The following is a 13841-nucleotide window of genomic DNA, read 5'->3' on the forward strand; positions in this document are numbered from 1 at the left end:
TTTCATTATTTAAAATATCAAAATGCAAATTTTAGAATTTCCATCCACGTTTGTTAAATCATCGTTCACATATCAGATACAAACTTGCAAATACCACTTTATAAGTAGGTGAATCCTCCTATATTAGAGGCACTGCACACGCAGTCTTATAGAAAGAAAAAGGGACGCGATGATGAAAAACTACAATAAATCTCTACTGGCACTGGCTCTCGTCAGTACCTTAAGCCTTACCGCCTGCGGGGACGGAAGCGATGGTCAAGATGGGGCACCTGGCACACCAGGTACACCCGGAACACCAGGCACTCCCGGAACACCAGGTACACCCGGAACCCCTGCGGGCTCCTTCGCAACGACTGCTCAATCTATTACTGATCTGGCTTTCACTTTAAGTCCAGCTGACATTAAAGTGACCAGCAGTGAAGGCTTCAGCGTTAAATTTACTGTTACCGGAAAAAATGCTAACAAAGATGTTCCTTTTACAGGACTCGATAAAGTTGCGCTTTATTCTTTAACGGCAAATGAAAATACCTCAGGTACTGGCGCCCCTATTCAATGGCAAAACAATGCCATGGCGAACGCCGCAGGTACTTCGCTAACTTGTACCTTAGATGGTCTTAACGGTACTAAAAATGCTTGTACTTTAACCGAAGATACAGCAACACCAGGCACTTACACTGCAACTTGGGCACATGATGGCGCAGCGCCAATCATTAATCCCAATGATAATCCAAATGCAGTACACAGAATATTTCTACGTGCTTACAACGTCACTGACAGTGCAGGCGTAGCCTTATCTGACAAGATTTTATCTGTACCCGTTGACTTTATCCCTGCCACTGATGAACTTGCATCATCAGGTAAAGATACCGTCAGTAGCGCAGCCTGTGAAAAATGTCACGGTGAAGCAGATGGCCATATCGCCAATATTTCAGCCCACCATAACTACCAAGGCGTTAAAAATTGTGTGACCTGTCATAACCCAGATCAAATCCCAAGTGATGCAGATCTAGCCGCAGGTTTGATATTTGACTTTGCACCTATGATCCACAGGATCCACTCTGGCGCAGAAAACGCAGCAAACTTCGATACTAGCAATAATACCGCTAAAGAATGGAGTGAAATTGGCTTCCCATCTGATCTGAAAGAATGTACTTCTTGTCATACTACGGACCAACCTAGCTATAACACTATTTACGCCCAAGCTTGTGTAGGCTGCCATATGACAGTCAACTTTGCGACCGGTGAAAACCACTCTGAATTTGCCCTAGCTCAAGCAGATGATACTCAATGTAGCTCTTGCCACGGCACAGGTAACTTGTCGCCTGCGGTGGTGCATAGTGTCGGTAAACGTGCAGAGTATGCTTCTCTGTTCAAAGTTGACTTCACCAGTGCTACAACAGTTCCATCGGCTACTCTAGGCATGAAAACCTTAACCTTAACAGCCAATGTCACCTTAAATGGTGCGCCAATTGCTGATGGTACATCGTTAAAAGCCTACAACGCGACCACTAACCCAACAGCGATGTTTGTCGCTAATGGTCTATTGATCGGTAATGTGGCCACTGACGGTACTGTGTACTCTTGGAGAGATGTTAAACCTGCAGCAATCAGCCTGAAACTGGAAAACGGTTCGCTTGCTGGTGGCGTGTTTACTATCGTTAAAGATATCCCAGATGCGCAAGCTGTGGGCACTCTCTACGTAGGTTCAGAAGCCAACTTCTGTGCTAAAGCGGGTAAAGTGGTTAGCTGTAATACTCCAAGCTTAGAGTTTGGTCCAACTAGCCCTATCGGTAACGAAGCTGCAGTGAAATTCTATAGCCCAGATGGTAGCGCAGTCACTAAAGCCCGTATGGCTGATCCTACTCGTATCACAGTCGCAGAAACTAAGTGTAATGCTTGTCATGGCACTTTAGATTATGCAAAAGGTTCAAGACACGGCGCTTACACCTTCGACCAATGTATGCACTGCCATAACGACACCACTGGCGCTTCTGGCCACGGTGCAACTGGCTATAAAGGCGATGATGGTAAGTTAGTTGTTAATCCTGAAGTGACCTTCAATAACAAAGACCTATTCACAGTTGCTCACCGTTTCCACAGCGGTAACTTCGGTGTAGTAGAAGGTATCTTCCGCGATGCGAAAGGTGGTTTGTTCGGTTATCCTGCGGTTGAAACAGATTGTGCGGCTTGTCATAAAGACAATGCCAAACTGTTTGCAACTGACGGTGGTTTAACTTCAGGCAAACGCTCAATCAAAGTAGGTGCTTACTACATTAGCCCAGTAGCTGAATCATGCCGTACTTGTCACGCTCACTCTGATGCGGCAGCTGTCGCTCACTTTAGAAGTAACGGTGCGGTAGTAGAAGCGGATGCAATGACAGATCCTAACCTACCAGTAGAATCTTGCGCGACCTGTCATGCTGAAGGAAAAACCTACGGCGTAGATAAGGTACACGCAGAGTAGCACAGCAGTACTAGTACCTTTGGGTTGCCCCTGCACAACCCAAACTTCATCTCTGCAACTCATTGGGGACCCTTAGGGTCCCCTTTTTTATTGCCAATTATCTTCACGTAAAAATGCAATATCAATCGTATTAATAACTGCGATAAAGACTTAATCCGCTAAGCGACTGGCTTGTGCAATCCGTTGTCTAAGCAGCTTGATAAAGTCCTTAGCTTCTCTGTCCAAACTGTCGTGGGGAATATACAAGTGATAACCTAAACGCGTATCTAACATCACGCAGCGATGCCCAAACATCGCCAATACACCGCGATAACGATCCCCTTCTATCACCAAAGGACCAAACTCTGCGCCGAGATAAGTTTCTAAAGTCGCTAAGTCTTCATCTTGCGAGGCTGCAGTCACCAATAAAGGCCGCTGCTCTGTTAATAAGCCGGTGGCTAAGCGCAGGGAGATATTGTCCAAAATAGGATTTAAGTGTTTTAATTTAATACCTAAATAAGATAACTCTATGGTATCTAATCCATTGGTCACCCGCGGGATATCGACCCTTTGAATATTATCCCAACCGATAGACACTTTGCCGCGGCGATGAAAATAGGTCAGTCCCTTGTCATCTAGTGCTAGAGTCGTTTCCGGCTCATACACCTTGGCTAAACCGAGAATTAATGAAATCGCGCCCAAACTAAAAAACATCAAACCCACGGCAAACAAGGCCGGCCATGTCAGAAACAGCCCCAAACCCAGCAGCAGACTTAAGCCGCCTAGCCAAGTTAAGGTTAACCCATTTCGTTTTGATAAAGGACGCACAGACACACTTTCTGAGTCAATTGTCATTGTTCATCTTCCTGTTAACACTCACTCTCTTTAGACCGAACTTAGCAAACCACACCTTTAACTTACGGCCTTTATCCATAACCACAAACGGCCAATATATTCGTGAATCGCCCGCTGAGAAGCCACTAGATTATCGGCGGTTAACCGCCACCAAAAATCATCTCGGCCAATATAATCTGTCGGCGCAGCCTCTGGGTGTAAGCCTTTAGCGGCGAAAATAGCCATCGACCTTGGCATATGAGTGGCCGATGTGACTAAGCGAAAAGGTTCTTCGCCTAATTCCCACTGTAAATATTGCGCTTCTTCTATCGTATCTCGCGCTAAAGGGAATTGAATGATCCGACGTTTATCGACGCCCAGTTCAACTGCGGCATTCGCCATCATTTCAGCATGGGAAATCTGCGTGAGTTCGCCGCCCCAACCGCTGACAATCAACTTGCATTCTTGGCCTAAGTTAAGTTGTCTGACACCTTCACTAAGCCTTGCAAGCGCTACTGCAGACAAGGATTGCACCGCAGTCGCACCTTGAATATCCGAGTGCGCCGAACCTAATACCATCACAAAACAGGCACCAGCGATGGGCGTAGAATTAATAGGGTAAGCTGATTCTAATGGGCGCACTAAGGTATTCACACCCAGCTGACTGCTTAAAAAGAGTAAGACAAAGAAGGCGCACGATACTAAGTATTTCGCCATACTCCGACGGCGCCATACCAGAAAAGAAATGACTAATAACAATAGGATAAAGGGTATCGGCATTATCCCCTGTGAAACAACTTTCTTAACCCAAAACATGATGTCCATGCCAAGCAACCCAAAAGAGCGCAATCATAGCATCAAAATACGGCGAAACGCATAGCAGATAACATTAGCCCAGCGTTTTGCTAGGCTAATGTTTATAAAACGTATAAGCCATTAGGCATTGATTTAAAAGCCTAATAAGCTCACTAGATGAGTACAGATATCCAAGCAAAGATTACTTTTCCCATAACCAAGCGGCGCCGCGCACACCCGATGAACAACCATAAAGATTCTGCACCACAGGTGTATGGCACTCACGCCCCACCACATAATGGGCCAGCAATGCCGGTAATCTTGGGTAAATCGCCGCGACATTCGACATACCGCCGCCCAGCACTATAGCATCGGGATCGAGCATATTGATCACATGGGCGAGTGAACGAGCGAGCCTATCCATATAACGATCAAACGCAGCGACCGCAATCGCATCCCCCTCATCGACTAACAACATAATATCGGCACCTGATTTTTCAGCAGCACGCACTGTGCCCGCCGCCGTCAATGCCGCATTAAAATCACGCACAAAGCCAGTGCCAGAGATAAAGGTCTCGATACAATCTGGATTGCCACAGAAGCAACGGGTGGTATTAAACTCTTCCTTAGTCATCCAAGGCAGAGGATTATGACCCCATTCACCGCCGATACCATTACCCCCGCCGTGCACTTTGCCGTTAATTGCCACGCCAGCGCCACAGCCAGTGCCTAGAATCACGCCAAACACCACAGATGCGCCAGCGGCGGCACCATCGACCGACTCTGATACCGCAAAGCAGTTTGCATCATTGGCAACCCGCACTTCACGCTGCAACAATTCCCCTAAATCCACATCGAGGGGATGACCATTGATCCACGTTGAGTTGGCGTTTTTCACTAAACCTGAATAGGGCGATACCACGCCAGGAATTCCCACACCGACTGTGCCTTGCTCGCCGAGTGTCGCTTCCGCTTCCTTGACCAGATTGGCCACCGCAGCTAGCGTGCCCTGATAGTCACGTGGCGTCGTCACACGTTTGCGAAATAGCTCATTACCTTCATCACTCAGTGCGACTAATTCTATTTTTGTTCCGCCTAAATCGACGCCCATGCGCATCATGAATACTACTCCAGTGTTTAGCCCGCCCTTTCATCAACGAATATCGATGCTAGGCGGTTGTTATTTCACCCAGCCTGGGGCTGTGGCAATAAAGTAAGGGTTTAAAATGTCAGGTTTTTGATTATAAGTTAATGGTTCACCTGACTCATAACAGACAACTGTGCCGCCTGCACTTTCGAGTACAGCTTGCGCCGCTGCGGTATCCCACTCGCTAGTTGGTCCCAGTCTGGGGTACAGATCGGCACTGCCTTCTGCCAACATACAAAACTTAAGCGAGCTACCCACGCTTAAGATGTCATGCTCGCCAAACTGTTGTAAATATTGCGCTAAACCTGGGCTCAAGTGCGAGCGACTGCCAACAATCATCGGCATTTCGCGTGGCGTGTTGGCGCCCAATAAGGGGCTCTCTTGACCCGCTTGTTGACGCCATGCACCTAAATGCTTAGCGCCGTAATAATAGGTATCGAGCACAGGCGCATAAACCACACCTGCGATAGCAACCCCTTGATGGATAAGCGCAATATTGACGGTAAACTCGCCATTGCGCTTAATAAACTCCTTAGTGCCATCTAAAGGATCAATCAACCAATAGGTTTGCCATTGACGACGCACGTCCCACGCAATATCCGCCGCTTCCTCAGACATAATAGGAATACCGACAAACTGCTGCGCCAATGCCCCCACTATCACGTGGTGCGCGGCTAAATCGGCGGCCGTCACGGGGCTATCGTCACCCTTGTGGCTCACCGAAAAGTCATCTTGACCATAAACCGTCATAATGGCATCGCCCGCCGCTTTGGCAATCGCGACCACTTGCAATAGATCTTGTTTGGTCAATGTCTGTGCTATTGTCGTCTTGTTTGTCACTGAAACGTCCTTAATGCATTAAATATCTTGGCATTATGCCATTGTCATCCAAGGGGAATTTAGAACAAATTCATCATACATCAAGCAAAATAGACTAAGACTCGCGGCCTAAACCGCGGCACACAAAACCACAGATTAACAAAGTGATTACGATACTAAGGCAAGCCATCGGTGCTGAGAAGAGCCTTGAGTCCAGCTGCATTCGTATTCACAGCCTATGTTTTCATACGGATAGTCTAAAGCCGTCGCTTAAATCTGATTATTGGCGGGCTTATTGTTTTCGACAGCGTTAATCACTTAGATGACGTAAACGCTTAACGCCTGATTAAAGCAGCCTAAAGCAAAATGTGAGTCACGCTCATTATTGTCAAGATAACCGCCGCAACATGCGATTCAGTTGCTGACGCCAATCTTGCCACTCGATCTGTTCAGGCATCGACAGTACATTATTCGTAGCCAAAGTGGAGCGTAATTTACCACTGTTCAACACACTATAACTCGGCCTTTTTGCCAAACTTATGCCGCGGTTTAGTGCCTGCTTAGCATAATCAGCACTGGTAATCGGTTGGATAACCATAGGTTGACTTAACAGATGAAGCGCTATAGCTTGTCGCTGAATTTCACAGGCAAACTCATACCAACTACATTGGCCTTGAGCGCTGTAATGGAAAACTCCAGAGTACTGCTGCACGACTAATTGCCATATTACCTTAGCGAGTGCATCACTCCATGTCGGGCAGCCGATTTGATCGACTATCACCTGCAAGCTTGGCTGAGTACGCATCAAGTTGAGCATGGTTTTGACAAAATTATGCCCATCTTGACCGTAGAGCCATGAGGTGCGGACAATCGTTGAGCAATCACCCAAGACCGCCACTACCCTCTGCTCACCGAGCAACTTACTCTTACCGTAAGCAGACAACGGATTGGGAGCATCGAGTTCAACAAAAGGCCTTGGTAAATGAACTTGGTTTGGGTTTGGGTTTGGATTTGAATTTGGAGCTAAGTCTGGGTTTTGATGCTGTTCAACACCACTTTCTCTAGCGTCACCAATTGCACGTTCAGCTGCATGAGCACTATCGCAAACTGCATGACCACCAAACACATAATCGCTCGACACATGCAGTAAGCGCGCGCCCGACAGTAAACATTGCTGCGCCAGTAACTCAGGGCCAAGTGCATTCACCCGATTCGCTTCAATAGCATCATGCTCAGCAGCGTCAACCGCATTATAGGCCGCGCAATTGATCACCCAGCTTGGTCGATATTGATCAAACACTACTGCAATATTGGCGGCATCGGTAATGTCTAACTGACTGCGACTTAACGCATAAAGCTCCAGCGGTATGCTTGTGTTTGTGCTTGTGTTTGCGTTGCTATTTAGGGCTAGCTCGCCAATATTGGCAGCGATTCTCAGCAAGGCCTCTGCGAGCTGACTCTTCGCGCCAGTAATCAACACGACTTGCGGGATGTTGGCTTCTGTGTTGCTCGCCTCCCCGCTTTGAGCTGGCATCGCCTCAGTGACCACGATTTTCATCACTAATATTATTCACTATGCATCTATTAATTGAGCATCGTCGCTAAATAAGGGGATCAAATCGACGACGGTTTCATGACCACGGGCGGCTAAAAAGGCCAAGAGTGCCGAAGGACTGCGATTGAGTAATCGTGATGGCGGATAAGCCACTTCATCGATGATCGCTTGCGCCCGCGCAAAACCGCCCAAACTAAAAGCCACATGGGAATCAGAGCCCATAACTAAAATAGTGCCAAATTCCTTGGCCGCTTTAGCAATCGCAGTGCAATTGGCTTCGCTACCCTTACGGGACACTTCAAAGGAGGAATTGTTAATTTCAAGCGCTACACCGTATTCGGCAGCGGCGCGGGCAACGGCTTCAATATCAATTGGATAGGCAGGGTTTCCCGGATGAGTAATGATATCGACCTTGCCGCTTTTAATGGCATTAATCATAGCCTCTGTGTGAGTCGCTTTATCTGACGGAGGGTAGACGGGCTCATGAAATCCTGCGAGCACAATATCGAGCTGCTTTAAATAATCACCAAAGAAATCAATCTCGCCGTCGATATTTTTGATGTTTGCTTCGATCCCCCGCAAAATCCCGACGCCATCGACCATACGAGGCAGCACTCTTAAATTCACAAAGTGCCAAAAATGCGGCGCATCGGCCATCGCAGGCCCATGATCTGTGGTGGCAAATAAGCGAATCCCCTTTTGCTTTGCCACCGCTAAGTAGTCATGAATCGTGCTATAAGCATGGCTCGAAGCCACAGTATGGGTATGAGTGTCGACTTGGTACTGCATGGTTCACCTCAGTCAAATGATTCAATCAATTTAGAAAAAATGGCCACGATTAGCTAAAGAGCGATAACAGTTCATCGGCGCTTCCTTGCCATGTGCCCTTGCCTTTACCTTCGAGAATACTGTCCGCCAGACTTTGCTTATGCTGCTGCATTTCTTGAATTTTTTCTTCTACTGTGCCTTCGGCAATCAGCTTATAGACAAACACGGGCTTATCTTGGCCGATACGATGGGCTCTGTCCGTTGCCTGCTTTTCCGCCGCTGGATTCCACCAAGGATCATAGTGGATCACAGTATCCGCCGCGGTGAGATTAAGCCCAGTGCCGCCTGCTTTTAAACTGATTAAGAACACAGGCGTATCGCCCTCTTGGAACTTATCTATCTGCGCTTGGCGCAGGCGAGTTTGCCCAGTGAGCTTACTGTAATCGAGCCCCAAGTCCACCAGCTCAGCTTCAATCAGGCTGAGCATGCTAGTGAACTGGCTGAAGATCAATATCTTACGCCCCTCTTGCACCATCTCGGGCAAGTTCTGTTTTAGCCAGTCTAACTTAGCATTACTCTTCACTTTTTGCGCTTGCTCTAACTTCACCAAGCGCGGATCGCAGCAGGCTTGGCGTAGCTTAAGTAAGGCATCGAGAAACTCAATATGACTGCTGCCAACGCCTTGAGTGGCAAATAAATCCCGCAGTTTTTTCTCCATTACCAGTCGAATACTCTCGTAGAGATTACGCTGATCTTTTTCTAACTCTAAGCTCTGGGAGATTTCGGTTTTAGGGGGTAATTCACCGACCACTTCATCTTTGGTTCGGCGCAGCACAAAAGGCGCAATCCGCTGACTCAAGATTTGCGCTTGTTTCATATCCCCATAACGTTCGATTTTGTGCCTAAAGGATTTATTAAAGAAGGCATTAGTACCGAGTAATCCGGGCAAACTAAAGTCCATCAAGGACTTTAGTTCACCTAAATGATTTTCAAGCGGCGTACCCGACAGGCACAATCTAAACGGCGCTTTAAGATCTTTAATCACTTGAGTCACTTTCGCCTGCGCATTTTTAATCTGCTGCGCTTCATCGAGCACGATATGTTCAAACACCTGCTGTTGATAATAGTCACTGTCGCGCACAATCAGCGGATAGGTAGTCACCACAATATCAAACTCACCTAAGCGTTCGAGTAAAGGCTTACGTAAGGCGCCATGAATGACGACAAGCTTTAACGAAGGCGCAAATTTCGCGGCTTCTTTCGCCCAATTACCCACTAAACTCGTTGGGCAAATAATGAGGCTCGGTGCATGATTCGCCCTTGCGGGTTTTAACGCTTGCTGCTTAAGTAAAAAGGCCAATGTTTGAATGGTTTTACCTAGTCCCATATCGTCGGCCAAAATACCGCCAAGCTGATATTCCTTTAAAAAACAGAGCCAATTTAAGCCTTGCTGTTGATACTGGCGTAACTCAGCATGTAAGTTGTCTGGGACTGCGACCTCTAACACACCGTTAAAATTTTCAAGCTTAGTTGCTAAACTGCGTACCCGTTCACCATTAAGCAGACGAATATCGCTGTCGGCAAAATCATTTAATAGGTGGGCACGGTATTTAGGCAAAGACACGCTATTGCCTTTATGGCTGTCGAACAGTTCTAAAATTATGCTGATCAGCGGCTTAATCACGCTGGCTTTGACTTTTAACCAATCGCCATTCGGGCTGGGTAGCAGTAATTCTGCATCATCTGCCGGTTCACCATACTGCTTAAGCCAAGTGGCAATTAAGGGCAGCATAGGCACCATTTGGCCATCGATATCGGCATTCAGTGACAAAGAGAACCAACCCTCTTGGGTATCATCCAGTTCAATCGCCAATGGAGTATCAATCACATTCAAACTGAAATGGTCGGCAAAATGCACTTGGTAGCCCAAGGCCTCTAGCGCTGGGATTTCCTGTTGAATAAAGTGCAACCAAGCATCAATGGTTTCTGGCAGTGGCCCTAGCCCCCAAATACTGACATAGCTGCCACTATTCGGGATAAAAGATGGCGCCAGCTCCACCAGTTCCAATGCCATCAAACGATTAATCGCATCCATTTCCGCATCGAGTTGACGCGCGACTTGATAGGTTTTGCTTTGATGGGTAACTAAGGACAAGGGCTCATCAGGATATTGGCCGCCAAGTACCACGTCTTGATAGACAAACTCCAGCAGCACCAGTGGCTGCGCCATAGCAAACTCAGGTAACTCCTGCGAGGTTAAGGTCAACCTGACTTGCAGCGGCACTTGCAGCTCGACAAAATCAATCGAAGCGGGCGTAGGTACGGTTTTTGCCGAAAAATGCTTAATCAGTTTGTGACTCACCATTTCAATCTGCGAGCTAGGCACTGGCGGCATCTGGCTGAGTAACAAGAGTTTTTCAACGCTGATCTCTGTCTCTAATGCGCCTATTTTAAAATAATCTAAATCGATATAAGTCGGCGGCTCGCAGGGGATCAGCTCCCAATTGTCCTTATTGGGCAGCGTTAACTGCATCTGCTTATGCTCGGCATCCTTATCCAGCCAAATAAATTCAGGCTTTAACGGTTCACCTCGGGTGAGCGGTAAACGGCTCTCTTCCCAAAAACATCGCCCAGTGACGAGCATTTTTTCCAGCGCCATAGCGCCTAACTGAGCTTTAAGATACAAACGCGAGGCACCGTGGCGGCGAGTCGACATGATGAGATTGATGATGAGTACGTCTTCGGCGCCAATCCAAGCGGGCATGTAATATTGCACATCGGATAACGCGATTTTAGAGCCTTTGTTATAGCCGCCCTTCTTCGCCAGCTTGCCTTTTCTTAGTTCAAGGTAAACGCCGTTATCATCTTTGGATAACACGTACAGCACGCGGTCGTCATAGAGTAAATCGACATTTGAAACCGTGAGATCATCACTTTCGTCTAGCAGATGTAACCACTGAGCAATACGTTGATCTTCAACGGTTCTATCACTCAGTAAACTGTAAAGCACGGCGGCAATATGCTTGCAATGCCCAGTGGCGGGGCATGAACAGAAGCCGTTCATGATCAACTTATGGTTCACACTGACGAGGCGAATATCTTGCCGATAGGGCTGGGATTCCGTCCCCATGACGCGACCTTCAATATGACGAAAATCGGCATTCGCTTTGGCGCTCAAAACCCGTCCTTTCATCACATAATCACGGGCGCGCATTAAGGTTGGCGGCGTGAATAATGACTCAATCGTGGTGCGAGTCAATTGGATAGGATCTTGGGGGGACAAGCGATTCATGTACAAACCTTGAAACTTAAAAATATCGATACCTAACAATAGCAAGCCATTGCCGAGCGACATTTATCAATGAGTTGTGTGGAATTGTATTGAAAGCCTTGGCCGAAAGCCAGAATGATAGCCTCTATCGATAAACTCACCCTGCCTGCAAGATTAACAGAACACACTTATTCGCAGACAGGGGATGGATTTAAACTCGCATAAAGCCATTGATAAATAAGGTGTTAGCCTTGCATTAATCACTAAGCGTTAACGGTTGCAACCAAGGGCTAAACTTTAGCTTTAGCCTCAGTACTCTTTTTATCAGCAATGTAGCGATCGACCAGTGTTTCTAAGATATCCAAGGGCACAGCGCCATTTTTCAGCACCACATCATGGAAGTCTCTGAGATCGAACCTATGCCCTAGGGCCGACTTAGCTTTTTCGCGCAGTTCGAGAATTTTCATCATGCCGACTTTATAGGCCGTCGCTTGGCCTGGCATAACGATATAACGCTCAATCTCAGCCGTGACATCACGATCGGACATGCCAGTATTTTTCTTCATATAGTCGATCGCTTGCTCGCGAGTCCAACGGCTATGGTGAATGCCCGTATCTACCACTAGACGCACAGCGCGGAACAACTCTGCCTGCAAACGACCGATATTATCAAAGGGATCCTTTTGAAAACCGAGCTCCCACGCCAAACGTTCGCTATATAAAGCCCAACCTTCAATGTACGCCGTAAATGGCGCCATCTTACGAATAAGTGGCATACCCTCTAACTCCATCGCCACTGCAATTTGGAAATGATGTCCAGGGATCCCCTCGTGATAGGCTAAAGTGCGCATACCGTATTTAGGCGTGGCCTTGATGTCATATAAATTGGCATAGAAACGCCCTGGACGACTACCGTCAATCGCGGGCTGCTGATAATAGGCGCCCGGTGCTGTTTTTTCTTTAAATTCAGGAATGCGCACCACTTCCATTCCCGCTTCGGGTCGAATACGGAAGGCATCACCCAGTCCCGCATTCACTTCATCAAGAATCTGTTGATAATCAACCAGAATTTGCGCTCTGCCCGCATCGCTATCTTCGTAGTAAAACTTAGGATCGGCGGCTAATGCTTCAATCGCGACCGAGAAACCTTGGCTTATATCGTAACCTTCAGCGGCTAAGATAGTCATGATCTCGCTCTGAATGCGATCCACCTCTGCCAGCCCTTTGGCATGGATTTCGTCAGCAGTGTAATTAGTGGTCGTAAAGAACTTCAGCAATTGCTCATAGGCAAGGTCGCCATTTGGCAGCGCCCAATAACCATCATCCGTCCCAGCTTTGGCTTGTAACTGGGTGAAGTAGTCGATAAATAATTGATACGCTGGATGCACATAACCTTTAATGTCCGCTTCAGCGGCGGCCAATAACCGTGCTTGTTCATCGGCACTGATATCCGTGTCAGCTAATTTGGTTTTGAATGAACTGTATAGGATATTGTCTTGAATCGGCGTCGCGACAAAATCATTCATCTCGGTCAGTACCCGCTCAATCACAAACTTAGGCGGAATAATCCCTTTAGCTTCACGGATTTTTAAGCCTTCGAGAGTTTGCGCAAACTTAAGTTTCACCTTTTGTAAACGCGACAGATAGTTTTCAGCATCGCCCACCGAGTGGACTTGGTGCTGTGCCTGCATAAAGCTGGGATACCCGTTTTGCACACCAAACAACTGATTCAGCGGATAGTTATGGTAACGATACGGCTCAGAGACCAATGCAAAATCGGCAAGATATAAGGCAATATCCTTGGAAATGCGCTGATTTTCATCTAAATCCGCATCGGAATAACTCAGCAAGGTTTCACGTAGATCACGCACTTGCGCGAAAGTCTTATCCATCGCCTCTGGACTATCATCATCCAACTCGGCGTTATGGCCTGTAATCCCTACCGATTCTAAGAAACCCAATGAGGTTAAGGTCTCAGGGCTTTCGAAAGCCATCTTGACCACACTTCGATCTAAAAACGCGCGAAAGAAAAACGGCTTTTTCGCAAACCATTCATGGGCGGCCAGCGACACTAATAACAGCACTAAGACTAAGCTGCCGAGTCCAATCCGTTTTAGTACTGTTTTCAACGTCATTCTCCATTCTTATTATATTGGGTCTACAGTTATCGCACTGAATCTAAAGCTCAAGCACGCTGTTATTTTGCAGA

Annotated in this window: 9 protein-coding genes; 1 reads left to right on the forward strand and 8 read right to left on the reverse strand. The window is 47.2% G+C overall.

From position 1 onward, the window contains the following. Window positions 1–169: 169 nt before the first annotated feature. A complete protein-coding gene (locus Q4Q49_RS11840; RefSeq protein WP_311999435.1) occupies window positions 170–2464 on the forward strand; it encodes an OmcA/MtrC family decaheme c-type cytochrome in 2295 nt (764 codons plus the stop codon). 150 nt (window positions 2465–2614) lie between these two features. On the opposite strand, the gene Q4Q49_RS11845 is transcribed toward Q4Q49_RS11840, so the two are convergent. The 8 genes from Q4Q49_RS11845 to Q4Q49_RS11880 form a co-directional block, all read right to left on the reverse strand. Then, the gene (locus Q4Q49_RS11845) at window positions 2615–3298 is read right to left on the reverse strand and encodes a DUF2982 domain-containing protein (protein WP_311999436.1); all 684 of its coding nucleotides are present in this window, start codon (window positions 3296–3298) and stop codon (window positions 2615–2617) included. 57 nt (window positions 3299–3355) lie between these two features. After that, on the reverse strand, window positions 3356–4057 hold the full coding sequence (locus Q4Q49_RS11850) for an ElyC/SanA/YdcF family protein (RefSeq protein ID WP_311999460.1): 702 nt from the start codon (window positions 4055–4057) through the stop codon (window positions 3356–3358). Between the two features lie 217 nt (window positions 4058–4274). Beyond that, entirely contained in the window at window positions 4275–5192 is a 918-nt protein-coding gene (gene mak, locus Q4Q49_RS11855) for a fructokinase (protein WP_311999437.1), read from the reverse strand. A gap of 60 nt (window positions 5193–5252) precedes the next feature. Next, window positions 5253–6059 (reverse strand): 3'(2'),5'-bisphosphate nucleotidase CysQ, encoded by an 807-nt coding sequence (gene cysQ / locus Q4Q49_RS11860; RefSeq protein WP_311999438.1) that lies wholly within the window; start codon window positions 6057–6059, stop codon window positions 5253–5255. Window positions 6060–6426: 367 nt separating this feature from the next. Next, window positions 6427–7596 (reverse strand): sugar nucleotide-binding protein, encoded by a 1170-nt coding sequence (locus tag Q4Q49_RS11865; RefSeq protein ID WP_311999461.1) that lies wholly within the window; start codon window positions 7594–7596, stop codon window positions 6427–6429. 15 nt (window positions 7597–7611) lie between these two features. Further along, entirely contained in the window at window positions 7612–8382 is a 771-nt protein-coding gene (locus Q4Q49_RS11870) for a phosphatase (RefSeq protein WP_311999439.1), read from the reverse strand. A 49-nt stretch (window positions 8383–8431) separates the two neighbouring features. Further along, on the reverse strand, window positions 8432–11653 hold the full coding sequence (locus tag Q4Q49_RS11875) for a DEAD/DEAH box helicase (protein WP_311999441.1): 3222 nt from the start codon (window positions 11651–11653) through the stop codon (window positions 8432–8434). A 269-nt stretch (window positions 11654–11922) separates the two neighbouring features. Then, entirely contained in the window at window positions 11923–13767 is a 1845-nt protein-coding gene (locus Q4Q49_RS11880) for a DUF885 domain-containing protein (protein ID WP_311999442.1), read from the reverse strand. Window positions 13768–13841 lie beyond the last annotated feature (74 nt).

It is taken from the genome of Shewanella sp. SP1S1-7, from assembly GCF_031932105.1.
GTDB classification, from domain to species: Bacteria; Pseudomonadota; Gammaproteobacteria; order Enterobacterales; family Shewanellaceae; genus Shewanella; species Shewanella baltica.